The sequence below is a fragment of the Thauera linaloolentis 47Lol = DSM 12138 genome, assembly GCF_000310205.1.
GTDB classification, from domain to species: domain Bacteria; phylum Pseudomonadota; class Gammaproteobacteria; order Burkholderiales; family Rhodocyclaceae; genus Thauera; species Thauera linaloolentis.
Window position 1 is genome coordinate 1 of sequence record NZ_AMXE01000021.1, and the last position, 26,329, is coordinate 26,329.

The 26,329-nt window shown below is 67.4% G+C and carries 28 protein-coding genes; 16 read left to right on the top strand and 12 right to left on the bottom strand.

All coding sequences use genetic code 11. The annotated features are described in order from the left end of the window. Positions 1–685, bottom strand: a 685-nt coding sequence (locus C666_RS07770) for a L,D-transpeptidase scaffold domain-containing protein (protein ID WP_004336336.1), incomplete at its 3' end; no start/stop codon positions are given. Positions 686–782: 97 nt separating this feature from the next. Here C666_RS07770 and mepK point away from each other — a divergent pair. Beyond that, a complete protein-coding gene (gene mepK / locus C666_RS07775; RefSeq protein WP_004336338.1) occupies positions 783–1,346 on the top strand; it encodes a peptidoglycan L,D-endopeptidase MepK in 564 nt (187 codons plus the stop codon). 81 nt (positions 1,347–1,427) lie between these two features. Here mepK and C666_RS07780 read toward each other — a convergent pair whose 3' ends face one another. Then, complete coding sequence (locus tag C666_RS07780; RefSeq protein ID WP_004336340.1) at positions 1,428–1,796, bottom strand: diacylglycerol kinase; 369 nt, start codon at positions 1,794–1,796, stop codon at positions 1,428–1,430. A 206-nt stretch (positions 1,797–2,002) separates the two neighbouring features. Between C666_RS07780 and C666_RS07785 the strand changes: the two genes are divergently transcribed. Beyond that, positions 2,003–3,667: an HDOD domain-containing protein gene (locus tag C666_RS07785; RefSeq protein WP_004336342.1), complete on the top strand. Its 1,665-nt coding sequence runs from the start codon at positions 2,003–2,005 to the stop codon at positions 3,665–3,667. A gap of 13 nt (positions 3,668–3,680) precedes the next feature. Here the strand turns inward: C666_RS07785 and C666_RS07790 are convergent, their stop codons facing one another. Next, entirely contained in the window at positions 3,681–4,805 is a 1,125-nt protein-coding gene (locus C666_RS07790; protein ID WP_004336344.1) for a PQQ-dependent sugar dehydrogenase, read from the bottom strand. Positions 4,806–4,912: 107 nt separating this feature from the next. Between C666_RS07790 and C666_RS07795 the strand changes: the two genes are divergently transcribed. The 3 genes from C666_RS07795 to C666_RS07805 all read left to right on the top strand — a co-directional run bounded on the left by C666_RS07795 (position 4,913) and on the right by C666_RS07805 (position 7,769). Continuing rightward, positions 4,913–5,266: a VanZ family protein gene (locus C666_RS07795; protein ID WP_004336346.1), complete on the top strand. Its 354-nt coding sequence runs from the start codon at positions 4,913–4,915 to the stop codon at positions 5,264–5,266. Positions 5,267–5,394: 128 nt separating this feature from the next. After that, positions 5,395–7,386 (top strand): peptidase U32 family protein, encoded by a 1,992-nt coding sequence (locus C666_RS07800; RefSeq protein WP_004336348.1) that lies wholly within the window; start codon positions 5,395–5,397, stop codon positions 7,384–7,386. Continuing rightward, positions 7,386–7,769, top strand: a complete 384-nt coding sequence (locus C666_RS07805; protein WP_004336350.1) for a thioredoxin family protein — start codon at positions 7,386–7,388, stop codon at positions 7,767–7,769. Before C666_RS07800 ends, C666_RS07805 begins: the two co-directional genes overlap by 1 nt. A 40-nt stretch (positions 7,770–7,809) precedes the next feature. Here the strand turns inward: C666_RS07805 and C666_RS07810 are convergent, their stop codons facing one another. Further along, positions 7,810–9,666, bottom strand: a complete 1,857-nt coding sequence (locus tag C666_RS07810; RefSeq protein ID WP_004336352.1) for a sulfatase-like hydrolase/transferase — start codon at positions 9,664–9,666, stop codon at positions 7,810–7,812. 237 nt (positions 9,667–9,903) lie between these two features. Between C666_RS07810 and C666_RS07815 the strand changes: the two genes are divergently transcribed. Continuing rightward, positions 9,904–10,173 (top strand): hypothetical protein, encoded by a 270-nt coding sequence (locus C666_RS07815; protein WP_028791978.1) that lies wholly within the window; start codon positions 9,904–9,906, stop codon positions 10,171–10,173. 6 nt (positions 10,174–10,179) lie between these two features. Here C666_RS07815 and C666_RS07820 read toward each other — a convergent pair whose 3' ends face one another. Beyond that, complete coding sequence (locus C666_RS07820) at positions 10,180–10,659, bottom strand: CreA family protein (RefSeq protein ID WP_004336356.1); 480 nt, start codon at positions 10,657–10,659, stop codon at positions 10,180–10,182. 194 nt (positions 10,660–10,853) lie between these two features. Here C666_RS07820 and C666_RS07825 point away from each other — a divergent pair, with 194 nt between their 5' ends. Both C666_RS07825 and C666_RS07830 read left to right on the top strand, forming a co-directional pair. After that, positions 10,854–11,381: a cytochrome c oxidase subunit 3 family protein gene (locus tag C666_RS07825; RefSeq protein WP_038000164.1), complete on the top strand. Its 528-nt coding sequence runs from the start codon at positions 10,854–10,856 to the stop codon at positions 11,379–11,381. A 16-nt stretch (positions 11,382–11,397) separates the two neighbouring features. Beyond that, complete coding sequence (locus tag C666_RS07830; protein WP_004336359.1) at positions 11,398–11,688, top strand: hypothetical protein; 291 nt, start codon at positions 11,398–11,400, stop codon at positions 11,686–11,688. Between the two features lie 9 nt (positions 11,689–11,697). Here the strand turns inward: C666_RS07830 and C666_RS07835 are convergent, their stop codons facing one another. Together C666_RS07835 and queG are read right to left on the bottom strand one after the other, a co-directional pair. After that, positions 11,698–11,898, bottom strand: coding sequence for a SlyX family protein (locus tag C666_RS07835; protein WP_004336361.1), 201 nt, complete (start codon positions 11,896–11,898; stop codon positions 11,698–11,700). Positions 11,899–11,942: 44 nt separating this feature from the next. After that, positions 11,943–13,040 (bottom strand): tRNA epoxyqueuosine(34) reductase QueG, encoded by a 1,098-nt coding sequence (gene queG / locus C666_RS07840; protein ID WP_004336363.1) that lies wholly within the window; start codon positions 13,038–13,040, stop codon positions 11,943–11,945. Between the two features lie 23 nt (positions 13,041–13,063). Between queG and tsaE the strand changes: the two genes are divergently transcribed. From tsaE to ispH, 7 genes are all read left to right on the top strand, one after another. After that, a complete protein-coding gene (tsaE, locus tag C666_RS07845; protein WP_004336365.1) occupies positions 13,064–13,594 on the top strand; it encodes a tRNA (adenosine(37)-N6)-threonylcarbamoyltransferase complex ATPase subunit type 1 TsaE in 531 nt (176 codons plus the stop codon). After that, the gene (locus tag C666_RS07850) at positions 13,534–14,895 is read left to right on the top strand and encodes an N-acetylmuramoyl-L-alanine amidase (RefSeq protein WP_028791979.1); all 1,362 of its coding nucleotides are present in this window, start codon (positions 13,534–13,536) and stop codon (positions 14,893–14,895) included. Before tsaE ends, C666_RS07850 begins: the two co-directional genes overlap by 61 nt. Positions 14,896–14,988: 93 nt before the next feature. Beyond that, complete coding sequence (locus tag C666_RS07855) at positions 14,989–15,933, top strand: bifunctional riboflavin kinase/FAD synthetase (RefSeq protein ID WP_004336369.1); 945 nt, start codon at positions 14,989–14,991, stop codon at positions 15,931–15,933. A 43-nt stretch (positions 15,934–15,976) separates the two neighbouring features. Continuing rightward, positions 15,977–18,787 carry an isoleucine--tRNA ligase gene (ileS, locus tag C666_RS07860; protein WP_004336371.1) on the top strand — a complete coding sequence of 937 codons (2,811 nt, stop codon included), beginning with the start codon at positions 15,977–15,979 and terminating at the stop codon, positions 18,785–18,787. Next, the gene (lspA, locus tag C666_RS07865; protein ID WP_004336374.1) at positions 18,780–19,316 is read left to right on the top strand and encodes a signal peptidase II; all 537 of its coding nucleotides are present in this window, start codon (positions 18,780–18,782) and stop codon (positions 19,314–19,316) included. Before ileS ends, lspA begins: the two co-directional genes overlap by 8 nt. Then, positions 19,313–19,741, top strand: a complete 429-nt coding sequence (locus tag C666_RS07870) for an FKBP-type peptidyl-prolyl cis-trans isomerase (RefSeq protein ID WP_004336375.1) — start codon at positions 19,313–19,315, stop codon at positions 19,739–19,741. Before lspA ends, C666_RS07870 begins: the two co-directional genes overlap by 4 nt. Positions 19,742–19,770: 29 nt before the next feature. Further along, complete coding sequence (gene ispH, locus C666_RS07875; RefSeq protein ID WP_004336376.1) at positions 19,771–20,727, top strand: 4-hydroxy-3-methylbut-2-enyl diphosphate reductase; 957 nt, start codon at positions 19,771–19,773, stop codon at positions 20,725–20,727. Positions 20,728–20,737: 10 nt separating this feature from the next. On the opposite strand, the gene C666_RS07880 is transcribed toward ispH, so the two are convergent. The 3 genes from C666_RS07880 to C666_RS07890 form a co-directional block, all read right to left on the bottom strand. Further along, positions 20,738–21,766: a GSU2403 family nucleotidyltransferase fold protein gene (locus C666_RS07880; RefSeq protein ID WP_004336377.1), complete on the bottom strand. Its 1,029-nt coding sequence runs from the start codon at positions 21,764–21,766 to the stop codon at positions 20,738–20,740. Between the two features lie 162 nt (positions 21,767–21,928). Then, the gene (locus C666_RS07885; RefSeq protein ID WP_004336378.1) at positions 21,929–22,120 is read right to left on the bottom strand and encodes a hypothetical protein; all 192 of its coding nucleotides are present in this window, start codon (positions 22,118–22,120) and stop codon (positions 21,929–21,931) included. Positions 22,121–22,316: 196 nt separating this feature from the next. Further along, a complete protein-coding gene (locus C666_RS07890) occupies positions 22,317–23,261 on the bottom strand; it encodes a DMT family transporter (protein WP_028791980.1) in 945 nt (314 codons plus the stop codon). Between the two features lie 196 nt (positions 23,262–23,457). On the opposite strand from C666_RS07890, the gene C666_RS07895 reads away from it, so the two are divergent. Next, on the top strand, positions 23,458–24,585 hold the full coding sequence (locus tag C666_RS07895; RefSeq protein ID WP_004336380.1) for a VIT1/CCC1 transporter family protein: 1,128 nt from the start codon (positions 23,458–23,460) through the stop codon (positions 24,583–24,585). A 51-nt stretch (positions 24,586–24,636) separates the two neighbouring features. Here the strand turns inward: C666_RS07895 and C666_RS07900 are convergent, their stop codons facing one another. Together C666_RS07900 and C666_RS07905 are read right to left on the bottom strand one after the other, a co-directional pair. Further along, positions 24,637–24,954, bottom strand: coding sequence for a YnfA family protein (locus C666_RS07900; RefSeq protein ID WP_004336381.1), 318 nt, complete (start codon positions 24,952–24,954; stop codon positions 24,637–24,639). An 83-nt stretch (positions 24,955–25,037) separates the two neighbouring features. Further along, positions 25,038–26,270, bottom strand: a complete 1,233-nt coding sequence (locus C666_RS07905; protein ID WP_004336382.1) for a putative porin — start codon at positions 26,268–26,270, stop codon at positions 25,038–25,040. Positions 26,271–26,329: the final 59 nt, after the last annotated feature.

Below are 26,329 nucleotides of genomic sequence, written 5' to 3' on the forward strand. Positions count from 1 at the left end.
CGCGCACCTCGGCCACGCGCGCGCCGCGTTCGCCCGGCCGCAGCGTCGGGCCGGCGGCCACCTTGGGCCAGTCGCCCGCCTCCGCGGCAACGCGGTACTGCTTCAGCGCGAGCTGCAACTGCCGGTACAGGTCCACGTCCGGCGCCTGCGCCTGCACGGCCGCCGCCAGGCCCGGCCCGACGGTCTGGCCGTCGTCCAGCAACTGCGCGAGCCGTCCGGCCTGTTCCACGGCCGTGGCCGGCATCGAGAAATTCCAGTCCCGGTACAGGCGGCGCGGGTCCACCTTGCCGTGGCGCAACTGCTGCGCCAGACGTGCCAGCATGTCGGTGAACAGCAGTTCGCGCTCGGCCACGCGCTCGACCGGCAGGCCCGCCCGCGCCTCCAGCGCTTGGGCACGCAGCGCCTCCAGCGCGAAGTCCGCCGAATCGAGGCCATGGTCGCCCGCCGAAGCCACCGCCTCGAGCAGTCCGTCCAACTGCTCCGCCCGCGTCCATGCAGGGCGGAAGTCCCGCAGCCGGTAGAACAGCAAGGTGGCATCGTCGGCGGTACGCATCGACGTGGCCAGGCGGCTCTCAATCAGGCCCGGCAAGGCGTCCACGACGCCTCCGCCCACCGCGCCCATTCCGCCCTCAGGCTCGGCGCCGAGCGCCAGGGCCAGCGGCGGACAGGCCGCTGCCGCGAGCATCAGGACGGCCCCGGCCGTTACAACTGATTTGCGCAAATCGATCCCGAGTTCAGGTAGGATGCCGCCTTTAAGTGCTTGTATGGGCTGAAGAATATTCATGATCGTGAGCTCCCGCCACCACGCCGCCGCCCGGCGCCGCCTGTTCCTGAAGGGGCTGTCCGCCCTGCCGCTGGCCCTGCCGTTCGCATCCGCTCATGCGGCCACGGACCGCCATCTGGCCTTCCGCCACACGCATACCGACGAGCACCTCGACGCCTTGTACCGCAACCGCCACGGCTACGTCGAACCCTCGCTGCAGCGCCTGAGCTGGCTGCTTCGTGATTTCCGTACCGGCGAGGCCGCCCGCATGGACCCCCGACTCTACGACATCCTGCACGCGCTGACCGTGACCTGCGGCGGGGGCACCTTCGAAATCATCTCGGGTTACCGCTCGCCCAAAACCAACAGCATGCTGCGCCGCACCGGCAGCGGCGGCGTGGCCAAGCGCAGCCTGCACATGGACGGCAAGGCGCTCGACATCCGCCTGGTCGGCTGCGACACGGCACACCTGCGCGATGCGGCCCTGGCGCTGGGCGCCGGCGGTGTCGGCTATTATCCCGAGTCGGACTTCGTGCACATCGACACCGGGCCGGTCCGCAGCTGGGGCCCGAAGTCCGCCTGAGCCTGCGAAGCCGCCTTCAGCATCTACGACCGGGCGCAATGCGCCCGGTTTCATTTCCGGCCCGTCCGCCGGCTCCGCCTTTCAGTCGAACAGCACCAGCCCCCAGACCACGGCGACGTTGATCAGGGCGATCAGCACTGCGGCGCTGCCGATGTCCTTGGCACGCTTGGCCAGCCGGTGCCGCTCCAGCGAAATGCGGTCCACCGTGGCCTCGATGGCGGAGTTCAACAGTTCGACGATCAGCACCAGCAACACGCTGCCGATCATCAGCGCGCGCTCCAGTGCGCCTTCCCCCAGCCAGACCGCCAGCGGAATCATTAGCAGCGCCAGCAGCATTTCCTGGCGGAACGCGTCCTCATGCCGATAGGCTGCGCGCAGCCCATCGAGTGAATAGTGAAAGGCATTCCATACCCTGCGCAGGCCGGTCTTACCTTTGAACGGGCTTTCCATCGATCACGTCCGAATTGAATGGGGAGGGTTGAATTGGAAGGGGAGCGCGATGATTACACGAAAACCGCCTCTTTCCGATTGCGGTGTCCCCGATTGCACAGCATGCTGGACGCCGTCACACGCCTGTAATAACGTGGGGTATTCATATCGGGCCCGCGCAGGCGCCAGGCAGGACGGCAAAGGCCCCTCTCGCACCCGGATCAGCCATGAAAAACCAGATCGAGGACTCCGGCGGCCGGCACGCGCGGGATGGCGATGCGCCAGCCATCGCCCCTCCACCCGCGGACGACGGCGGCGCACTGCGCCACGAGGCGGCCCACCAGACATCGCGCAACGGTGCGCTCGACTTCCTGCTGCGGCGCATGCGCCACCGCCGCGATTTCCCCGCGCTGTCCGAATCGGTGGCGGCGATCAACCGCATCGCCACCGACGAGGCCGAGACGATCGGCACGCTGTCGAACCTGATCCTGCGCGACTTTTCCCTGACCAACAAACTGCTGCGCCTGGTCAACTCGGCCCATTACCGGCCCGCGGCCGGGGGCCAGGTCAGCACCGTATCGCGCGCCGTGATCGTGCTCGGCTTCGATACCGTGCGCGACATGGCGATCACCATGCTGCTGTTCGAGCACCTGCAGAACGGGCCCCAGGCCAGGCAACTGCGCGAGGCGTTCCTGCACACCTACCTCGCCGGCCTGTTCGCGCGGGGGCTCGCCGCCCGGCTGCGCACGCACGACCTCGAGCAGGCTTTCATCTGCGCGACCTTCCACAACCTGGGGCGGCTGCTGTCGCAGTTCTATTTTGCGGAAGAAAGCGAGGACATCCGCCTGGCGATGAAGCAGTTCGACTGCAGCGAGGACGTCGCCGCGCAGCGGGTACTAGGCGTCAGCTTCGAGGATCTCGGCATCGGCATCGCACGCAGCTGGGGCTTTCCCGCGCTCATCCTCGACAGCATGCGCAGGCCGCCCGAAGGCGCGGTGCGCAAGCCGGCCACCGCGGCGGAGCGCCTGCGCGCGCTGTCCGCCTGCGCCAATGCATGCTGCGACGCCATCACCCGCCTGGTACCCGCCGAGCAGGACCAGGCATTGCAGGCGATTGCCGGCCGCTTCGCCGACGCGGTGCCGCTCGATGCCGACACCGTGCGCGAGCTCATGCAGGCAGCGGTCGGCGAGGCCGAGTCCTTTGCCCAGGCGATCAGGCTCGGCGCGGGCGAGACGGGACTCGGCCGCCAGCTCGCCGCCTGGGCGGCCAGGAACGGGCAGCCCGCCGGCGCACAGGCACCCGGCACTCTGCCGGCCAGCGCCCTGCTCGAACAAGGGCTCATCGGCGAATCCGGGCCGGCCGGGCAAAAGCCCGCCGACGCGCAGGCGGTGCTCAGTTCCGGCATCCAGGACATCAGCAACACGCTGGTCGAGGACTTCAAGCTCAACGACGTGCTGCGCATCATCCTCGAGACGATGTATCGCGCGATGGGCTTCAAGCACGTGCTGCTGTGCATACGCGATGCGCACGGCAACACGATGAGCGGCCGCTTCGGCTTCGGCCCCGGCGCCGCCGAACTGGCAAAGAACATCCGCTTCGGCCTCTCCGCGCAGCCCGACGACGTCTTCGGCGTCGCCGCGGCAAAGGGCGTCGACATCCTGATCTCGGACATCGACGACCCCGGGATCGCCGCCCGCGTGCCCGCCTGGTACCGGAAATCGATGCCTTCGCACACTTTCGTGCTGTTTCCGCTGATGATCAACAATCGCGCCGTGGCGCTGATCTACGCCGACAAGGACAACGCCGGCGAGATCGAGATCGGCGGCCAGGAACTGGCCCTGCTGCGCACGCTGCGCAACCAGGCGGTGCTGGCGATCAGGCAGGCGGGCTGAATCCGTCCCGCGCTCAGGCGGGATCCAGGCGCAGCACCCGCCCATCGCTTTCGTCCAGCAGCCACAAGCGGCCATCCGGCCCCTGGCGCACGTCACGGATACGCTTGCCGATGTCCAGGCGCTCTTCATGCACGACCTTGCCGCCTTCCAGCACCAAGCGTGCCAACAGCTGGAACTTCAGCGCGCCGACGAACAGGTTGCCCTTCCACTGCGGAAACGCGTCGCCGGTGTAGAAGGCCATGCCCGACGGTGCGATCGACGGCGTCCATTGCTTGAGCGGCGGCTCGACGTCGGCTCGGGCCGTGCCTTCGCCGATGCGGGTGCCGATCACGTATTCGCGCCCGAAGGTGATCACCGGCCAGCCGTAGTTGCGTCCCGGCAGCACCCGGTTCAGCTCGTCGCCGCCCTGCGGTCCATGCTCGTGCGCCCACAGCTCGCCGGTCAGCGGATCGAGCGCCGCGCCCTGCACGTTGCGGTGGCCGTAGGACCAGATCTCGGGCTGCGCCTTCGCATCGCCGTCCGCCTGCCGGACGAAGGGATTGTCGCCGGGCACGCTGCCGTCCAGGCCAATGCGCACGATCTTGCCCAGGTGGCTGTCCAGCGCCTGCGCACGGTCGCGCGAATGGAAGCGGTCGCCGAGCGTGACGAAGAGCCGCCCCTCACGGTCGAACACCAGCCGCGAACCCCAGTGGTGGTTGCCCGACGGATCTTCGTTCTGGCTGAAGATCACCGTCACGTCGTCCAGCCTCAGCGCCTCGGCATCCAGGCGCGCACGGGCGACCGCGGTACGCGCACCGGAAGCGGTCGGCTGGGCGAACGAAAACACGATCGTCCGGTCTGTTGCAAAATGCGGGCTCAAGGCCACGTCCAGCAAGCCGCCCTGCCCGCGGGCATGCACCTCCGGAACGCCTGCCAGCGGTTCCGAGACCGTGCCGTCCGCGGCCACCAGGCGCATGCGGCCGGGCCGCTCGGTCAGCAGCAGGCGCCCGTCGGGCAGGAAGGCCATGGCCCACGGCGTATCCAGGCCGCGCGCCACCTCGACCAGCCTGGCCTGGCCGGATTCGGTGCGCAGCACCACGTCCGCCGCGGCCGCAGGCCCCCACACCAACACACCGGTAGCCAGCGCCACCAACGACATCAGACCACGCAATCCTCTCATTCCCCAGCCTCCTTCCGCTCGATGCCAACATGCGCCGCAACGCGCTCCATTCGATCCGAACCCCACCGACCTCCGTCCGACTGCCCATGCCCTCATCCGTTCGCACGACTTGCCGTTTCGCCTTCCTCGCCGCGCTCGTCGCCGCCTTCTATCTCGCCCTGATGCCCGAGCCCGACATCGTCAAGGTCGTGTCGTGGCAGGACAAGATCGAGCACGCGGTACTGTTCGCCGCGCTTGCGCTGCTGGCGGTGGCAGGCTGGCCGCGACATCCGCTGCGGATCGCCGCCGGCCTGCTGCTCTATGGCGCGGCGATGGAAATCGCCCAGAGCCAGACCGGCTACCGCGTCGGCGACCCGTGGGACTGGGTGGCCGACGCGGTCGGCCTGTTCGTGCTGATCCCGGCCGCCATGCTCGGGCGCAGGACGGCCCAAAGCGCCTGACCGGGGCCCTGCCGCTGCCATGAAACGTACTTCGCCACACCTTGCCGCTCGTCAGCCTCCTGGCCAGTTGCTATCATCGCGGCCTTTCCAATCAAGCGTTTGCGTGCCCAGCGCCGACGAGCCGCGCCATGAATCCTCGCCATACCCTTGAACTCCTCGCCCCGGCCAAGACCGCCGATTTCGGCATCGAGGCCATCAACCACGGCGCGGACGCGGTGTACATCGGCGGCCCCGCCTTCGGCGCCCGCTCGGCGGCCGACAACACGGTCGAGGACATCGCGCGCCTGGTTGCGCATGCCCACCGCTACCACGCCGAGGTCTTCGTCGCCACCAACACCATCCTGTTCGACGATGAACTGGAACCGGCGCGCAGGCTGATCCGGCAGCTCTACGATGCGGGCGTGGATGCGCTGATCGTGCAGGACATGGGCCTGCTCGAACTCGACCTGCCGCCCATCCAGCTCCACGCCAGCACGCAGACCGACATCCGCGACGCCAGCAAGGCGCGCTTCCTGCAGGACGTCGGCTTCTCGCAGATCGTGCTGGCGCGCGAACTGTCGCTGGCCGAAGTGCGCAAGATCGCCGCCGCCACCTCCTGTCAGCTCGAATACTTCGTGCACGGCGCGCTATGCGTGGCCTTCTCCGGCCAGTGCTACATCAGCCACGCCCACACCGGCCGCAGCGCCAACCGCGGCGAATGCTCGCAGGCCTGCCGCCTGCCCTACGACCTCAAGGACAAGGACGGCAACACCATCGCCAGCCAGCAGCACATGCTGTCGATGAAGGACAACAACCAGAGCGCCAACCTGCGCGCGCTGGCGGCGGCCGGCGTCAGCTCGTTCAAGATCGAGGGGCGCTACAAGGACCTGTCCTACGTCAAGAACATCACCGCGCACTATCGCATGCTGCTCGACGAGATCATCGAGCACCCGGACGCGGACGGCCCGGCCTACCGCCGCGCCTCCAGCGGGCGCACCACCTTCCTGTTCACCCCGCAGGCCGACAAGACCTTCAACCGCGGCTACACCGACTACTTTGCCAACGAACGCCGGCACGGCATCGAGGCCTTCGAGTCGCCCAAGTTCGTCGGCGAGCCGATCGGCCGGGTGACGAAGATCGACACCAAGGGCCGCAGATTCTTCGACATCGAGCGCAGCGCGCCCATCCACAACGCCGATGGCCTGACCTGGTACGGCCCGAAGGGCGAACTGACCGGCCTGCGCGTCAACCGCTCCGAGCCCGACGGCGGCGGCGAAGGCATCGACCGCGTCTTTCCGTCCGAGGCGCTGCCGCCCGAGCTCGTGCCCGGCACCTCGGTGTTCCGCAACCACGACCATGTGTTCGAACGCGCGCTGGAGAAGAAATCGTCCGAGCGCCGCATCCGCATCGACGCGCACCTGGCCCTGGCCAACGGCGGCGGCTTCGCACTGACGCTCACCGACGAGGACGGCATCAGCGCCTGTGCCACGCTCGCCGCCGCCTTCGAGCCAGCGCAACATGCCGAACGCGCCCAGGCCGCGCTGCGCGAGCACATCGGCAAGCTGGGCAACACCCTCTTCACGCTCGATCACCTCGTGCTCGACCTGCCCGCGCCGCCCTTCCTGCCCTCCGGCCAGCTCAACACGCTGCGCCGCAACGCGGTCGAACGGCTGGAGGCGGCGCGGATCGCCGCCCATGCGCGCCCACCGCGCGCCGCGCCGGTCGAACCGCCGGCGCCCTATCCGCAGGACGCGCTGAGCTACCTGGCCAACGTCCTCAACGACAGGGCACGCGCCTTCTATGCCCGCCACGGCGTGCAGCTCATCGACGCGGCCTTCGAGGAAAACCAGCGCACCGACGAGGTTTCGCTGATGATCACCAAGCACTGCCTGCGCTACAGCTTCAACCTGTGCCCGAAGGAGGTGAAAGGCATCCGCCCCGAACCGATGCAACTGGTCAACGGCAACGAGACGCTGACGCTGCGCTTCGACTGCAAACGCTGCGAAATGCACGTGGTCGGCGCGATGAAGCCGCACATCGCCAGAATGCGCGACACCGTGGCGGTGCAGACGCTGAACTTCTTCCCGAACAGGCCGGCCGCCGCCCGGCCCGCACACGAGACCGCGCACGCGACCCCCTGATGTCCACGCTGCTTCCGCTCAAGACCCTCCTCAGCCATCCCCGCCTCGCCGACGGCCCGCTGGTCGTCGTCGCGCTGTGCGCGGAGTGGTGCGGCACCTGCCGCGAATTCCAGCCGCTTCTGGAACGCATCGCCGCTGCCCATCCGGACATGCTGACGGCTTGGGCGGACATCGAGGACGATGCCGAGATCGTCGGCGACATCGATCTCGACAGCTTCCCCACGCTGGCCATCTTCAGGCATGGCGAAGCGCTGCATTTCGGCCCGACGCTGCCGCTGGAGGCGGTGCTGACGCGCCTGATCGAACGCATCTCGCTCGACGGCGGAACAACGCAGCCCATCCCGGCCGAGGTCGCCGCGCTGGGGCGCTGGCTGGCGGGCTGAGGCTACGCTGCCGCTGCAGTCACGGACCGCAGCATGGCCCTCAATGGCCCAGGAAACGCCTCAAGCGCCCCATTTCTCCCTGGATCGTCGGCAATTGCGCGCGCATCACCGCAGATTCGTTGGCCAGCGCGCGGTCGTCCGCACCGCTGACCTGCATCGCCGTGAAGCTACCGCTGGAGAAAGGCAGCACCAGCTTGTAGTCCTCGCCGAGGAAGGCCAGGCGGTCCCAGTCGCCGGCCAGCAGCAGGCGCTTCGGCTGGGGTTCGAACAGGCTGTGGCCGATGGCGTAGTCGGACGGCGGGTTGGCGACGCCGAGCAAGGGCATGATCGTGGGCAGCAGATCTGCATGGCTGGTGCGGGCATCGACGCGCTGGGGCGCCCGGCCCGGCACCCACAGCAGCAGCGGCACACGCAACTGCTCGTCGACGAAAGTCGAGTTGTGGCCCCAGCGGCCCTTTTCCATGAATTCCTCGCCGTGGTCGCCGGTGATGAGCACCAGCGTATCGTCGAGCAGGCCACGGCGTTCGAGATGCGCCATCAGCTTGCCGAGCTGGCTGTCGAGGTGATGCACCGCGTTGACGTAGCGCTTGTGGATGGCGCCGATGTCGCGCTCCAGTTCCATGTCGGCATAGCTGAAATCTTCGAGATAGCCGGTCTCGATCACCGAGTCGGGCGGAAAGTTGTAGTTGGCGTGCGGCGACTCGAAGAACAGGAAGGCCATGAACGGGCGCGCGGGATCGCGCCGGTCGACAAACTCGATCAGGCGCTCGACGTTGCGGCGGTCGCGCATCCAGGTCTCGCCTTCTGCGTCCTCGACCATCTGTTCGCGCGGCACATCGACGAACACGGTCTTGTCGAACTCCGGGTAGGTGAAGCGCGCGCTGGTGAACAGCCGCATCTGGTAGTCCTGCTTGCGCAGGGTCTGGATCAGCGGGCTGCCGACGCGCGCGTCGAGCACCGGAAACCACAGATTGGCCGGCAGGCTGTAGAACTGGCTGAAGACGCCGATGCGGGTGCCGTTGCCGCCGGAGAAATGCCGGGTGAAGTGCTGCGCGCGCCCGGCCAGCGCATGCATCTGCGGCATCACGCGCGCATCGAGCGTGTCAGCGCGCCACGACTCGGCCACCAGCCAGACGACATTCAACGGCTTCGCCGGCGGTTCGATGCGCAGCTTCGCCTGCGGATAGCGCAGCGCGCCTTCGAGCCTGGCGGTGGCCACTTCGAGCCGCTGCGGGCGCTCCCAGCCCAGCTGCTTCTCGAACACCCCGCGCATCGTCAGCGGCTGGTAGAAAGGCACACGCTGGGCGTTCTCGAGCAAGGGCGTGTAGCCGTAGAAATGGCTCACGGCATAGCCCAGGCGTTCGCCGACGGTCACGGCCAGGAACAGCGGCAGCACCCACACCAGCCTTGGCGCGGGCAGCGGCCCGCGCGCCAATGCACGCGCGGCGAAGAAGATCAGCGTCTGCAGGGCGAAGATGCCGGCCGCGAGCAGCGCGACGTCACGCTCGGTCGACGCCGACGAACCGAGCGCGGCGATGCCTCCCGGCGTGGTGAGGATGTTCCACACGAAGCCGTTTAGATGGAAACCGTACAGCCGCCATACCAAGTGGTCGCCGTACAGGGCGATCTGCACGGCGCCCGCCAGCACCACCGCGAGCACCGCCGCGAGGCGAGCCGCCGCCCCCTGCCCCGGGCCGCCAGCCGCGCGCCCGGCGAGCCACGCTACGAACACGACCGGCAACAGGAACAGGAAGGCGTAGCTGCCGACGAGCGCGAGCTGGTAGACGAACAGCCCCGACGGCGCGGCGAAATCGAAAAAACGGCCCAGGTGCAGGGCAAGGACGATCCAGGTCAGGAACCAGTACAGGGCGCGCTGGCGGCGGTCGGAGACGAACACGATGGGGCTTCCTCGGGGCGAAGACGTTGGCGGGGAACACGGACGCGCCAGACTACCCGAGTGATTGTCATGAAAATGTAAAAATCCCGCTCAGCCCTCATCCACCGGCCTTCCCCGGAACATGCCCGCCGTGACACGCCTCACGTACGCCCGGGCAGGGCCGGGCTTAAGATCGGGACCAGGCGGAAAGCACGAAAAAGCGCGCCACGCTTCAAGCATCGAGACAGAGAGGTCATCATGTGCGCCCACCCTCTTACGGTCGTGAAAGGCTCAGGCCACCCATCCCACGACCCCGTGCGCCCGGACGGCGTCGAAGTCGCGGTCTGCCGCGCGATCCACGCGGGCTATCGTGTCGGATGCGAGGTCCTGCTCGGCCATGTGGCCGGCCGTGTCGTCGGCTACAACATCGGCCATTACGGCCGCTTCAGCGGCGCACGCTATCCCCTGCTGGTAAAGACGCGCTTCGGCGTCGCCAAGTGCAGCCTGCAGGAAGTCGCCGCCGCCTGATGTCCGTCAGCGCAGCTTGAGCTGCACGCTGGCCGGCAGCGGCACGGCGGTGACGTTGTTCTGCGGGCTGCCGTCGATGAGCTTGTCGCTGTAGACCAGATACACCAGCGTGTTGCGCTTGGCGTCGGCCATGCGCACGATGCGCACTTTCTTGAACAGGATCGAGGAGCGCTCGGAAAACACCTCCTCCTGCGGCTTGAGCGCCTCGGACAGGCTGATCTCACCCACCTGGCGGCAGGCGACCGACGCGTCGGAGGTATCCTCCGCCAGCCCCAGCGAACCCTTGATGCCCCCCGTGCGGGCGCGCGACACGTAGCACGACACACCTTTCACCCTGGGGTCGTCGAAGGCTTCGACCACGATCTGGTGGTTGCGCCCGATGAGCTTGAAGGCCGTATCGACGGCACCCACGGTTTCGGCGTGGACGCCGGACGGCAGCAGCAGCGCAGCGCCGATGGCGCCCAGGGCGATCTTGTTCAGTTTCATGCTTTCCCGCTTCCTTGGTGATTCGCAGGCGGCAAGTATCGCATCGGCCGCCGCGAATTACCCTGCGTCAAGGCGGCGCCCCCGCGGCCGGAGGAAAATCCGATCCTCCCCGAGCCTCGCGTCCCGCCATGTCATACGCCATCACCGTGCCGGATTCCCCACCCGCCGCAGGCCGCATCCCCGGCAGCAAGGCGATGTGGGTGGGCATCTTCTGCGAAGTCACCGAATTCGCGCTGATGTTCGCCGTGTATTTCATCGCCCGCGCCCACCATCCGGAAATCTTCCGCGCCGGCCCGGAGCGGCTGTCGCTGCTGGCCGGCACCGGCTACACGCTGATGCTGCTGACCAGCGGCTGGTGCGTGGCGCGCGCGGTGCACGCCATGCGCGCCAGCCGGCAAAGCGCCTGCCTGCGCTGGCTGATCGGCGCCTTCGTGTTCGGCCTCGGCTACCCGGTCATCAAGCTGTTCGAAATACGCTGGAACCTCGCCCACGGCCTCGACGGCGACGCGGGCGTGTTCATCGTCACCTACTACTACCTGAGCTTCAACCACCTGATCCACGTGTTCTGGGGCCTGCTCGGCATGATCTGGGTGATGCTGCGCACCGCGACCGGGTCCTATTCGGCCGAAGAATATGCCGGCCTCGAATCCTTCGCGGTGTACTGGCACACCACCGACATCATCTGGCTGATGATCTTCCCGCTGTTCTACGTGCTGCGCTGAATACGGAGACCACGACATGAGCGAAATCCGCAAGCTCGACCTGGCCTGGCTGGGGCTCGTGCTGCTGAGCGTGGGCGGCGCGGCGCTGGGTGGGCGGCCGGACGCCGGCCTGGGCGTCACCGCGCTGGTCGCGCTGGTGATGGGGATCAAGGTTCGCATCGTCTGCGACCACTATCTCGAACTGCCCACCGCCACGCGCCGCATCCGCCGCGCGATGTACGCCTTCTGCTACGGCATGCCGATCGTGGTGATCCTGACCAGCGCCTTCGGCGATACCCTGGCGCGCCTGACCGGCGCGCTGATCTGAGGCCAGGCCTCACCAGTGCGGCGGGATCTCGTCCTCCGGCCGGCCGGGCGCGCCGGGCTGGAGGGTCTTGAGCTGCTGCGCCAGCTGGCGCACCTGCCCGCGCAGCAGGTCGAGCTCCTGCTGCTGCCGCCACACGGTGCGATTCAACTCGTCGAGCTGATCCTCGGCCGACATCATCTTGGTTTCGAGGGATTCGAGGCGGTCTTCCATGGCTGTCCGTCAGGGCTTGATGCGCAATTGCGCGGAAGGCGATTCTAGCCGGCCGGCTGCCTTCCATGCCGCGCGAGCGCCCAGACGACGTGCTCGCGCACGAGGGCCGAAGGGTGGTCTGCGCGGGACTGCAGCGCGGCCAGCACCTCCGCCGTCGTCGGCGCGTTGCCCAGGGCCACGGCGATGTTGCGCAGCCAGCGCTCGTGGCCGATGCGGTGGATGGCGCTGCCCGCGGTGCGTTCGGCGAAATCCACCTCGCTCCAGGCGAACAGCGCTGCCAGGCCGGCGCTGTCCAGCCCGTGGCGCGGCGCGAAGTCCGGCTCTTTCGTCAGCCGGGCGAAACGGTTCCACGGGCACACGAGCTGGCAATCGTCGCAACCGTAGATACGGTTGCCCAGCATCGGCCGCAACGCCTCGGGAATCGCGTCCTTCAGCTCGATCGTCAGGTAGGAGATGCAGCGCCGTGCATCGACGCTGTAGGGCGCGACGATGGCGCCGGTCGGACAGGCGTCGATACAGGCGGTGCAGCGGCCGCAATGCGCATCGACCGGCGCATCGAGCGGCAAGGGCAGGTCGGTGAAGATCTCGCCGAGGAAAAAGTACGACCCCGCGCCGCGATCGAGCAGCAAGGTGTGCTTGCCGCGCCAGCCCAGGCCGTTGCGGCTGGCCAGCTCGACCTCCAGTACCGGCGCGGAGTCGGTGAACACGCGAAAGGCGTGGGGAGTCTCGGCCGCGATGCGCTCGGCCAGCTTCTGCAGGCGGTTGCGCAGCACCTTGTGGTAATCGCGCCCCAGGGCGTAGCGCGACACGTAGGCGCGCGCGCCATCGGCCAGGTTGGCCTCGGCGCCGGCCGCGTCGGGCCAGTAGTCGAGCCGTGCGCTGATCACGCGCAAGGTGCCCGGCACCAGTTCCGCCGGCCGCGCGCGCTTCATGCCGTGGCGCAACATATAATCCATCTCGCCGTGAAAACCGGCCTCCAGCCAGGCGGCGAGCCCGGGCTCGGCGCCGCCGAGGTCGACGCCGGCAACACCGATGGCCCCGAAGCCCAGCTCGGCAGCCCACTGGCGAATGCGCGCGAGCAGCGCCGCCCCATCGACGAGGGCATCCGCCTCGCCCGCCAAGCCGTTTGCCATCATCAACATGCCGCCATCAACGAGAGGATTCCATGATCGAGTTGCTCAACGCCGCCGATGATAACGGCGCCCGCCTGCGTGCGCACTTGCCGTCCGAAGCGGACACCGAAGCCATCGGCGCTGCCCTGGCCGGCGCCCTGCGTCCGGGGCTGAAGATCTGGCTGCAGGGCAACCTCGGCATGGGCAAGACCACGCTGACCCGCGGGCTGCTGCGTGCGCTCGGTCACGAAGGCAAGGTGAAAAGCCCCACTTACACCTTGATTGAACCTTACGTCGTTTCTAGATTAAACTTATATCACTTTGATTTTTATCGCTTCAATTCGCCTGAAGAGTACCTCGACGCGGGGCTGGACGAATACTTCGCCAATCAGGGCGTGTGCATCGTGGAATGGCCGGACAAGGCCCTTCCCTATTTGCCGTTGCCCGATGTCGAAATCCGGCTCGATGCGAGGGACACAGGGCGGTTTGCAGAGATCGACGGAACGACGGATGCGGGGCGGACATGCGTGATCGAACTGGTAAGAGCATTGCGGGGCGCGCACCCGGCGCCGAACCCGGACTGAACGCGGGCGGCATCGGCCGCCGCGGCCTGCTGAAGTTCGCCGGCGCCACCCTGGCGCTGATGGTCAGCCCGGTCGGTTTCGCGGCACAGGCGAGCCTGCTCGCGGTGCGCGTCTGGCCCTCGCAGGAATACACCCGCATCACCCTCGAAGGCTCCGGCACCCTGCGCTACAACCACATGCTGGTACAAGGCCCGGACCGCCTCGTCGTCGACCTCGAAGGCGTGCAGTTGAACAGCGTGCTGCAGTCCCTGCCCTCCAAGGTGCTGGACTCCGACCCCTACATCCGCCTGATCCGCGCCGGGCAGAACCGCCCCGGCGTGGTGCGCGTGGTGGTCGAACTCAAGGCGCCGATCAACCCGCAGGTATTCACGCTGGCGCCGGTCGGCGACTACGGCCACCGCCTGGTGCTCGACCTGCACCCCACCGAAGAGCACGACCCGCTGCTGGCGCTGATCATGAAGGATTCGCCGCTGGACGCCGCCGCTGGCGACACCGCGCAAAGCAGCGCCCAGGCCAGCACCGCCAACACCCGCCCGGCCCCCGAGGAACGCAGCACGGCCCGCCGCGCCGAGCCGAACGTCAAGCGCCTGTTCACGGTCGTGCTCGACCCCGGCCACGGCGGCGAAGACCCCGGCGCTATCGGCCGCGCAGGCAGCTACGAGAAGAACGTCACCCTGTCCATCGCGCGCCGCCTCAAGCGCAAGATCGACGCCGAGTCCAACATGCGCGCCGTGCTCACCCGCGACGGCGACTATTTCGTCCCGCTCGGGCAGCGCGTCACGCGTGCGCGCCGCGTGCGCGCCGACCTGTTCGTGTCCATCCACGCCGACGCCTTCGTCAAGCCCGAGGCCAACGGCAGCTCGGTGTACGTGCTGTCCGAACGCGGTGCCACCAGCACCGCGGCGCGCTGGCTGGCACAAAAGGAAAACGATGCCGACCTGGTCGGCGGCGTGAACCTCGCGCGCCAGGACGGCCACATCGCCCGCACCCTGCTCGATCTGTCGCAGACCGCGACGATCAACGACAGCCTCAAGCTCGGCCGCGCCATGCTCGGCGAGATCGGCGGCATCAATCGCCTGCACAAGTCCGACGTCGAACAGGCCGGCTTCGCGGTGCTGAAAGCACCCGACATTCCCTCCGTGCTCGTCGAGACCGCCTTCATCAGCAACCCGCAGGAAGAGCGCCGGCTCAACGACGAGGCCTACCAGGACAAGATGGCCAACGCCTTGCTGCGCGGCATCAAGCGCTATTTCGAGGCCAATCCGCCCGCCGGCCCGGCCCGCGTCGCGCAACTGGGCTGAGCACCGCCGCGCCGGCAGGGCCGAGGCGGGGCACGGCCCGCCGCCCGCAAGGCCACCCTTTGCCGTTATAATTGCGGCTTTTTTCAGGCGCTTATGCGGGTTTTTCGCGGAATTCCCGAGCATGCCGATGCCGCCACGGTGCTCACCATCGGCAACTTCGATGGCGTCCATCTCGGCCACCAGGCTCTGCTCAAGCTGCTCACCGGCAAGGCGCGTTCGCTCGGCCTGCCGGCGGTCGTGCTCACCTTCGAACCGCATCCGCGCGAATATTTCAGCCCCGCCGACGCCCCCGCGCGCCTTGCCTCGCTGCGTGAAAAGCTGCTGCTGCTCGACGCCGCCGGCGTCGACCGCACCCACGTCTGCCGCTTCGACGCCCGCTTCGCCACCCAGCCGGCCCAGGCCTTCATCGACGACACGCTGGTGCGCGGACTGAACGTGCGCCACCTGTTCATCGGCGACGACTTCTGCTTCGGCGCCCGCCGCCAGGGCGACTTCGCCATGCTGCAGGCAGCGGGCACGCAGCATGGCTTCACCGTCGAATCCATGCCCACCCTCAGCGTGGCGGGCGAACGCGTGTCCAGTTCGGCGGTGCGCGATGCCCTCGCCGCGGACGACCTGGCGCACGCCGCGCGCCTGCTGGGCCGCCCCTACAGCATCGCCGGGCGCGTCAGCCACGGCGACAAGATCGGCCGCCAGATCGGCTTCCCGACCGCGAACATCCAGATGAAGCACCGCCACCCGGCGCTCACCGGCGTCTATGCGGTCAGCGTCGAAGGGCTGGCGGCGCAGCGCATCGCGGGCGTGGCCAACATCGGCGTGCGCCCGACCGCCACGTCGAACGGCCGCGCACGGCTGGAAGCCCACCTCTTCGACTGGACGCAGAGCTGCTACGGCGCCCACATCCGCGTTCATTTCCTGCACAAGCTGCGCGCCGAACGGAAGTTCGAATCCTTCGACGCACTGCGCGCCCAGATCGCGCTCGACGCCGACACCGCGCGCCAATGGTTTGCCGACAACCCCGACCGTCTCCAAGCCTGAGCCGCAGCCCCCCAAAAGACCCCACGAGACCGACGTTTCCACCATGGCCGACTACCGCAAGACGCTCAACCTGCCCGACACTCCCTTCCCGATGCGTGGCGACCTGCCCAAGCGCGAGCCCGGCTGGATTGCCGACTGGCAACAGCGCAAGCTCTACCAGCGCATCCGCAAGGCCAGTGCCGGCCGGCCAAAGTTCGTGCTGCACGACGGTCCGCCCTACGCCAACGGCAACCTGCACATCGGCCACGCGCTGAACAAGATCCTCAAGGACATCATCGTGCGCTCGAAGACGCTCGCCGGCTTCGACGCGCCCTATGTGCCGGGCTGGGACTGTCACGGCCTGCCGATCGAGCACAAGATCGAAGTCACCCACGGCAAGAACCTGCCCGCCGGCAAGGTGCGCGAACTGTGCCGCGCCTACGCCGCCGAGCAAGTCGAGATCCAGAAGAAGGAATTCATCCGCCTCGGCGTGCTGGGCGACTGGGACGATCCCTACCTGACGATGAACTTCGCCAACGAAGCCAACGAGATCCGCGCGCTGGCCGAGATGACGAAGAACGGCTACGTGTTCAAGGGCCTCAAGCCGGTCAACTGGTGCTTCGACTGCGGTTCGGCGCTGGCCGAGGCCGAAGTCGAATACGCCGACAAGCAATCGCCCGCCATCGACGTCGCCTTTCCGGCGGCCGATGCCGGCAGGCTGGCTGCCGCCTTCGGCCTGGCGAAGCTCGACAAGCCCGCCGCGGCGGTGATCTGGACCACCACGCCGTGGACCATTCCCGCCAACCAGGCGCTCAACGCCCATCCCGAACTCGACTACGTCCTCGTCGACGTCGGCGACCGCCTGCTGGTGCTCGCGAAGGACCTGGCCGAATCCGCCCTCCAGCGCTACCAGCGCGAAGGCGCCGTGATCGCCACCGCCAAGGGCGCGGCGCTCGACCGCATCGAGTTCCGCCACCCCTTCTACGACCGCGTCTCGCCGGTGTATCTGGCCGACTACGTCGGCGTCGATGCCGGCACCGGCATCGTGCATTCGGCGCCCGCCCATGGCGTGGACGACTTCAACGCCTGGCGCGCCTACGGCCGCAGCAACGAGGACATCCTGTCCATCGTCATGGGCGGCGGCGAGTACGTGCCCGACCTGCCCTTCTTCGGCGGCATGAACATCTGGAAGGCCGGCGCCGCCATCATCGACAAGCTGTCCGAGGCCGACGCGCTGCTGGCCAACGGCAAGATCACGCACAGCTACATGCACTGCTGGCGCCACAAGACGCCGCTGGTCTACCGCGCCACCGCGCAATGGTTCGTCGGCATGGACCGGGCCGCGACCGACGGCTCCACGCTGCGCGAGCGCGCGCTGCGCGCCGTCGAGGCCACCAAGTTCTACCCCGGCTGGGGCCAGGCCCGCCTGCACGCGATGATCGCCAACCGGCCCGACTGGTGCATCTCGCGCCAGCGCAACTGGGGCGTGCCGATTCCCTTCTTCCTGCACAAGGAAACCGGCGAACTGCACCCGCGCACCATCGAACTGATGGAAGAGGTCGCCAGGCGCGTGGAACAGGAAGGCATCGAAGCCTGGTTCAGGCTCGACGCGTCCGAACTGCTCGGCGCCGAGGCCGCCCAGTACGACAAGATCAGCGACACGCTCGACGTCTGGTTCGACTCCGGCACCACGCACAAGCACGTGCTGCGCGGCTCGCACGACGACGGCCACCCCGAAGGCCCGCGCGCCGACATGTATCTCGAAGGCTCGGACCAGCACCGCGGCTGGTTCCACTCCTCGCTGCTGACCGGCTGCGCCATCGACGGCCACGCGCCCTATCGCAGCCTGCTGACTCACGGCTTCGCGGTCGACGGCCAGGGCCGCAAGATGAGCAAGTCGCTGGGCAACGTCGTCGTGCCGCAGGAAGTCACCGGCAAGCTCGGCGCCGAAGTCCTGCGCCTGTGGGTGGCCTCGACCGACTATTCCGGCGAACTGTCGATCTCCAAGGAAATCCTCGACCGCGTCATCGAAGTCTATCGCCGCATCCGGAACACGCTGCGCTTCCTGCTCGCCAACACCGCCGACTTCGACATCGCCACCCAGGCCGTTCCGCTCGACGAGTGGATGGACATCGACCGCTACGCGCTCGCCTTCACCCGCCGCCTCGCGCAGCAGGCCGAGGCCGACTACGCGAAGATGGAATTCCACCGCATCGTGCAGGCGCTGCAGGTGTTCTGCGCCGAAGACCTCGGCGCCTTCTACCTCGACATCCTCAAGGACCGCCTGTACACCACCGCCGTGGACAGCCTGCCGCGCCGCGCCGCGCAGACCGCGCTGTGGCATGTCACGCAGACCCTGCTGAAGCTCATGGCGCCGATCCTGTCCTTCACCGCCGAAGAAGCCTGGGCCATCCTCAACCCGCCCAAGAACGGCGAAGACGCCGACAGCGTCATGCTGCACACCTTCCACGCCCTGCCCGCGCAGGAAGGCGAAGCCGGCCTGGTCGCCCGCTGGGAAACGATCCGCGCGGTGCGCGCCGACAGCCTCAAGGTCATCGAGGCACTGCGCACCGAAGGCAAGGTCGGTTCGTCGCTGCAGGCCGAACTCGCCCTGGCGCTGACCGCCGACAAGTTTGCCGCCATGGCCAGCCTCGGCGACGACCTGCGCTTCGTCACCATGACCTCGGCCGCCACGCTGGGCGAAGCCGCCACCGTCGAGGATGAACGCATCGTCGCCACGCCGAGCGCGGCGCAGAAGTGCGAACGCTGCTGGCATTACGTGGAATCGGTCGGCAGCCACGCCGAGCACCCCACGTTGTGCACGCGCTGCATCGGCAACCTGTTCGGCGACGGCGAAACCCGCAGCCATGCCTGACATCCTGCCCGCCATGCCGAAGACCTCTCCTCGCCCGGGGCTTGCCGCCATGCTGCCCTGGGTCGCGCTGGCCGCTGCCGTCGCCGTGCTCGATCAGTTCAGCAAGCAATGGGTGCTGGGCAGCCTGCACCACGGCCAGATCGTCCCGGTCACCGGCTTCTTCGACCTGGTGCTGGTGTTCAACCCCGGCGCGGCCTTCAGTTTTCTGGCCGACCACGGCGGCTGGCAGCGCTGGTTCTTCACCGGGCTGGCCACGGTCATCTGCGGCTGGCTGCTGGCGGAGACCTGGCGCCACCGCCACGAACGCCTGCTGCCCACCGCCTTCACGATGATCATTGGCGGCGCCGTCGGCAACGTCTACGATCGCCTCGTGCACGGTGCCGTCGTGGACTTCCTGCATTTCCACTACGCGGGCTATAGTTGGCCCGCGTTCAACCTGGCCGACTCGGCCATTACCGTCGGCGTGGTGCTGATGCTGTGGGGGCAATACCGCCACGGCCGCCAGCCGACCCCGGAGAAGCCATCTTGAACCAGATCGTCGAAGCCAACAGCCTGGTCACGCTGCACTACCGCATCTCGCTGCCCGGCGGCCAGCCGCTGATCAGCACCTTCAACGCCACGCCGGCCACGCTGCAGCTCGGCGCCGGCGAAATGCTGCCGGCGATGGAGCAACTGATGGTCGGCCTCGTGCCCGGCACCCGCCACGTGTTCGAACTCGAAGCCGAACAAGCCTTTGGCCCCCATCGCACCGAACTGATCGAACGCGTCAAGCGCGAACACATGCCCGACGAAGAGATCGAAGCCATGAGCATCATGGAATTCACCGCGCCCGACGGCTCGCGCTATTCCGGCCTGGTGCGCGAAATCGACGAACAGTCCGCGCTGATCGACTTCAACCATCCGCTCGCCGGCAAATCCATCCACTTCGAGGTGGAAGTGATCGGCGTGTCGTAGTACTGCCCCTCCCCCGACAGAGACGAAACATGAGCGACAAGGAAATCCTGCTGGCCAACCCGCGCGGCTTCTGTGCCGGGGTCGAACGCGCGATCGAGATCGTCGAACGCGCGCTGCAGCGCTACGGCGCCCCGATCTACGTGCGCCACGAAGTGGTGCACAACAAGTTCGTGGTCGACGACCTGCGCAACAAGGGTGCCGTTTTCGTCGAGGAACTGGACGAAGTCCCCACCGGCAACACCGTCATCTTTTCGGCCCACGGCGTATCGCAGGCGGTGCGCCAGGAAGCGGAACAGCGCGGCCTGCGCGTGTTCGACGCCACCTGCCCGCTGGTCACCAAGGTCCACATCGAAGTCGGCCGCATGCGCGAGCAAGGCCGCGAAATCATCATGATCGGCCACAAGGGCCACCCCGAGGTCGAAGGCACCATGGGCCAGGTCCAGACCGGCATCCACCTCGTCGAAACCCCCGCCGACGTCGCCACCCTGCAGGTGGCCGACCCCGACCTGCTGGCCTATGTCACGCAGACCACGCTGTCGGTGGATGACGCCGCCGCCATCGTCACCGCGCTGCGCGAGCGTTTCCCGAACATCGTCGGCCCGAAGAAGGACGACATCTGCTATGCCACGCAAAACCGCCAGGACGCCGTCAAGTTCATGACGCCGCACGCGGACGTGGTCTTCGTCGTCGGCTCGAAGAACAGTTCCAACTCCAACCGCCTGCGCGAAGTCGCCCAACTGCGCGGCGTACCGGCCTATCTCATCGACAACGCGGCCAGCATCGACCCCGCCTGGGTCGAAGGCAAGCGCCGCATCGGCGTCACCGCCGGCGCCTCTGCCCCCGAAGTGCTCGTCGCCGAAGTCATCGCGCGGCTGAAGGAACTGAGCGGCAGCCAGGTGCGCAATCTCGACGGCGTACCCGAAAAAGTCACCTTCCCGCTGCCCAGGGAACTGCAGAACCGGGAAACGGCCGAACCCAGGCAGTAAACCCTCGCCTTCAGAAACTCATCCCAGGCAATTTCAGGCCGGGCTCCTCGCCAAGCACAGCCTGCGCTTGACGCAACATTTCTGCGCTGAAATAGCGCAGTTGAGCCGGATCGAACTCCAGTGCCGGCAACCAGGACTGGATCATCTGCGCGATCAGCACCGCCTGGGCACGGTCACGGACCTTCTTGACCGGCTCCCGGTCAGGCCGCTCCGAAAGCCATGCCTTGTGCAAAGCAAAGGCGCGCGGATCTGGCACGCGCATCATTACCGGCCGGCCATCGGCCGCCACCGCGATGACATCGTGCTTGGGCGCATTGACCAACCAATGCAGATTCGGCACTTCCACGGCAACAAGATCTTCCTGACCGAAGCTTACCTGCTCCGTTTCCCGGATATCGCGCTCGGGGATCACCAGATCGACCATGAACCCCTTGTCGTTAGCCGCCCGGAAGGGCGTATCGCGCAAAGGCGCAAAGCTCGGATCCACCTTTCTGAGCAAGCCGAGCAGGCCATGCCCGTCCAGCTTGCGGGCAACGAGGGAAAGCTGCCGGCGGGGATCGTACAGCAGGTCAACATCGCCTGAAGCCAGCAGCTCCATACGGCAATGGACTCCGGCCATCGCCTCAAAGCCATGGATTGCATGCGTGCCGACGACACAAAAATCGTGCGCCGTCCGCGCCGCAGCCAGCCCAAGCAGGATATCGCCCACGACGTTCGGCAAGCGCCCCAGCCGCAGCGCCCGGTTGAGTCGTGCCTGTTCCTTCATCCGAGCGGCAAGCGATGCCAGACGTGCTTCGGCCCTCACTTTGCCTTCCTGAAACGCAGCAAACCTTGCTTCGGTTTCGGCATTGCGCAGGCCAAGCGATTTGCCATTACCAAACGCATCGTGAAGACGCACCAGATACTGCCGCCCCTTGGATGAAATCCAACGCATCCCATAGCGGTAGGCCCGTGCATGATGCAGTGCATCCAGCCACGCACGATAGATCTGATCCGACTCGACCATGAAAAGACGCTGCTGATGGTCCAGAGCCTGCATGGTAGTTTTCCTGTAAAAACAAGAAAGTTAAATCTAACAGGAAAACCCTTTTTATATCAATTACAAAATGAATCCCATCATCCTCGGACACTGAACCAAATGCTTCCTCGGAACACGCGCACAAAGCCCCCTACATGGCTCATCTCTCAGAGCTGAAGCCGATCAGCGCCCCGCCGTCTCATCCAGCGTAGCCAGCACCAGTTGGCGCGCGATCGCATCGAGCGCGGCATCCAGTTCAGCGGGAGACAGAGGCGGCCGCGACGGGTCGTACAGGAAGGGCATCATCCGCCGCGCCGTTGGGTGGCCGCGATTGGCGGCGCGGGCAATGCAATCGATGCCGTGCTTTTCGTCCACCGTCGCCCCCTGCCCTGCGATCAGGCAGCGCCCGAGCCGGAGCAGCGGGCTGCTTGTCGGCCGGAGCTGTCTTTCTCCTCCGCGCCCCCCGGATTGGCGATGAGTCACGCCACAAGAATGGCACCACTTGGCCACATGCCACCCGCTGGCGAACTTCTCCAACTCATTGCTGCCCCTCCGATCACCGATTCGCCCCTCACCTCACCCGCAGCCACCGCGTGGGCAGCGTGGCGAGCAGCATGCCCAGCACGGCCACGCCCAGCGCAAGCATCTGCATGCCGTTGAGCGTTTCATCCAGCACCAGCACGCCGACCGCAGCGGCAGAAATCGGCAGCATCACGGTGAATACCCCGCCCTGCGCGGCGGGGATGACCTTCAGGCCGGTCATCCACAGCCATACCGTCCACATGCAGGCGGCCAGTGCGTAGAACAGCAGCAGCACCCACACGCCGGGGCTGACCGCGCCGAAGTCGAAACGCAGCGCAAAGTAGAGGCCGAACGGGGTGGATAGTGCGAAGCCCCACAGATTGATCAGCGCGGTGATGCGCTTGGCACTCAGCTTGCCGGTGAGCTTCTTGCCGATCACCGAATAGGCGGCTTCGCAGACCACGGCCGCCAGTAGCAGGGCCTTGCCCAGCAGGGCGCGGCCGCCGCTTCCGTCATCGGCGCCGCCCGCGACGCTGGCGCTACCCTCGCCGCCGTGGCCGGCCATCGCCAGCAGGGCGATGCCCAGCACTGCGCAGCCAATGGCGCCCCAGGTGCGCGGGCTGATGCGCTCGTGCAGAAAGCCCCAGCTCAGCAGCGCGATCACGGCGGGGATGGCGGCCATCACTACCCCGGCGGTCAGGGCGTTGGTGAGGCTGACGCCGGTGATCATGCAAAGGGTGAACAGAAAGTTGCCGAGAAAGGATTCCAGGAACAGCAGGCGGCGGGTCTGCCCGCTCATCACTTCCTCTTCCGGCGGGCGCTTCAGCCAGCCCAGCATGGCGACCCCGCCGATGCCAAAGCGCAGCCAGGCCAGCAGCAGTACCGGAAAGGTGGCCGCCAGCGGCTTGCTCAGCGCCACATAGGAGCCGACGAGCGCCATGCTGGATGCCAGGCAGAGCATGGCGACGGGGCGAGAGATGGTGATCGAGGACATGGGGATGAAGCCGGCGGCACCGCCACGGCGCGCACCGGGATGGCGCACGCCGGGCAGGCAAAGGCTGCATTCTGCCATCGCGGCCGGGTTCGATGAGAGCCGCCGCGACAGCGCCGCGGGCTTGCCCGCCTTTCGTCCGTCGGCCGTTGTGGCGCATCATGGCGGGCGGAAAGTCTTGGCGGGAACGAGGTCTTCGATGGCAGGCAGACAGGATGTGGCGCGCTTCACCGCCAATTACCGCGACGAAACCGACAGCGCGGCCTTGTACCGGGCGATGGCGGAGGCGGAACCCCAGGCGGAAATCGCCGAGGTCTATCGGCGGCTGGCGCGGGTCGAGGAAACCCATGCGGAATTCTGGCGGCGGCGCATCGAACAGGCCGGCGGCCGGGCGCCGCAGGGCATCGGCTGGCGCACCCGGGTGCTGATCTGGGCGAGCCGGCGTTTCGGCGCGCAGAGCGTGCTGCCGCTGGTGGCCGACGACGAGGCGCGCAACCGCACGATGTACGACAGGCAGCAGGAGGCCGCCGGCACCTCGCTGCCGGCGCAGGAGCGCTCCCACGCGCGCATGCTGTCGCTGCTGGCCAGCCGCTCGAGCCGGGGCTGGAACGGCGCCGTCTACTCGCGCCTGGAAGGCCGCCACGGCGCGGGCGCCGCCAACAACCTGCGCGCCATGGTGCTCGGCGCCAACGACGGGCTGGTGTCGACCTTCTGCCTGGTGATGGGCGTGGCCGGTTCCGCCGCCAGCGCGCAGACCCTGCTCACCGCCGCGCTGGCCGGCATGCTGGCGGGTGCCTGCTCGATGGCGATGGGTGAATGGATCTCGGTGCAGAGCGCGCGCGAACTGCAGGAAAGGCAGATCGCCAGCGAGGCCGAGGAACTGGCCGAAGTGCCCGCCGAAGAGCAGGAAGAGCTGACGCTGATCTACCAGGCCAAGGGTTTCAGCACCGAGGAAGCGCGCCAGATCGCCGCACGGGTGATCGGCGACAAGGATTCGGCGCTCGACACCCTGGTGCGCGAGGAACTGGGCATCAACCCGGACGACCTCGGCGGCTCGCCGAGCGCCGCTGCGATCTCGTCCTTTGCAGTGTTTATCGTCGGCGCGCTGATCCCGGCGCTGCCGATGTTCCTGGTGGCCAACGACAAGCTCGTGCTCGCCAGCCTGCTGGCCTCGGCCACCGGCCTGTTCGCGCTGGGCGCGGCCATCGCGGTGTTCACCGGCAAGCACCCGTTGTTCTCCGGCCTGCGCCAGTTGGCGATCGGCCTGGGCGCAGCCGGCGTCACCTACGGCATCGGGCACCTGTTCGGCGTCGCGGTGGGCGGCTGAGCGCGGCGCCGCGCCAGCACCTCGGCACCGGCGCATGGACGCGCCACGGCCTCACCTCGGCTGGAACATGATGATGCTCATGCCCGCCAGCGCGACCAGCACGCCCGCCACGTCCCAATACGTCGGCCGCACGCCATCCACGGCCCACAGCCAGGCGATGGCGACGCCGATATACACGCCGCCATAGGCCGCATAGACACGCCCCGCGGCAGTCTCATGCAAGGTAAGAAGCCAGGCGAAGGCGGCCAGGCTCAGCGCGGCGGGCAGCAGCAGCCAGGCCGGCTTTCCGCCCTTCAGCCACAGGTAGGGCAAGTAGCAGCCGATGATCTCGGCCAGCGCGGTTGCGACGTACAACGCGAATGTTTTCACCGTGGCATGTTCCTGTTTGCGGGGCACCGGAGGGTAAAGCCGGGCTGCGCATCCGGCAAGCCCGGGCCGGGCGCCCGCAGCGCTCAGAAGTAGTAGCCGATATTGGCGTAGAAGACCTTCTTCCAGCGATCGTCGCCGCCGGCCGCGGCGCCGTTGGTGTAGTCGCCGGTATAAGGGTCGTTCTTGCCCCAGCGCATCTCCGTATAGATGTACAGCGGACCGGCGCTGAAATGCGCGCCCGCGATCACGCGCTGCGAATCCTTGAAGCCGGACTTGTCCTTGGTAAACACGCTGTAGTTCAGGTAGGGCGTGATGCCGCTGACCGGGCCGTAGCTGCCGGGCAAGGCGTAGCTGACTTCGCCCGAGTAGAAGTTGCCTTTCGCCGCGACATTGAACGAGCCGTCGTAGGCGCCGAAGGTGATGGTGTCGTTGCCGGTCGCCGACGGGTTGCGCGGCGTCATCTTCTGCCGGCCCGCTTCGGCCAGCACGCGCAAGGCGCCGTAGCTGCCGCCATAGTGCAGTGCATAGGCCTTGCGGCGGCCGTCACGGCCGGTGTCGTAGTTGTGCAGCGTCGAGTGCAAGGCCGAAATGCCCAGCTCCGAGTTCGCCTCCTCGCCATGCTGCAGCGTGTAGGCCAGCCGGCCGACCACCATGTTGCGTTCGTCGTTGCTGCTGCCGCCTGTCACCGAGTAGTCGGCGCGCACCACGTTGACCGAGTAGCGGTTGGCGTCCCGCGAGGTGCCGCTCCAGTTGCCGCCGTCGGTGGGGTAGAAGCCCAGTTGCACGCCCAGCGGGCCGGCGGTGTGCTGCAGCTTGATGCCGAGGTTGTGCACGTCTTCCAGGCCGATGGCGTTGACCATGGTCTGGTAGAAGGTGCTGCTGACGTAGGGCAGCACGCCGAAGGGGATCTGGTTGATGCCGGCGACGGCGCGGGTGTCGTCGCCGAGCTTGTAGCCAACCCAGGCCCATTCGGGGAAGTTGATGCGCCCGATCCTGCTGGTGTAGTCGTAGGGATAGGCGCTGCCGTAGAAGCGGTACTGCGCCGAACCGTAGAAGGTGGGCGAGTCGTAGTTGAGGGTGATGCGGAAGGTGTCGAAGCTGAGCTTGCTGATGTCGTCCTCGTAGTCGAAGCTGTAGTCGTAGCGGGCGCGCAGCGCGCCGCCGATCGAGAACTTGCCTTCGGCCGCCGTGGTCTCGTCGGCCGCCTGCGCCGAAACTCCGGCCGCCGCGAGCAGGACGCCCGCAAATGCCGCGGCACCGATGGCCGACAGGCGGGCCGGCGCACGCGCCGTCCTCATTGCAGTCTTTTCGTTCATGGTTTCTCCTCCTTGTGTGTCGATCGACAGGGTTGATGCAACTGCCATTCCGGCGCGCA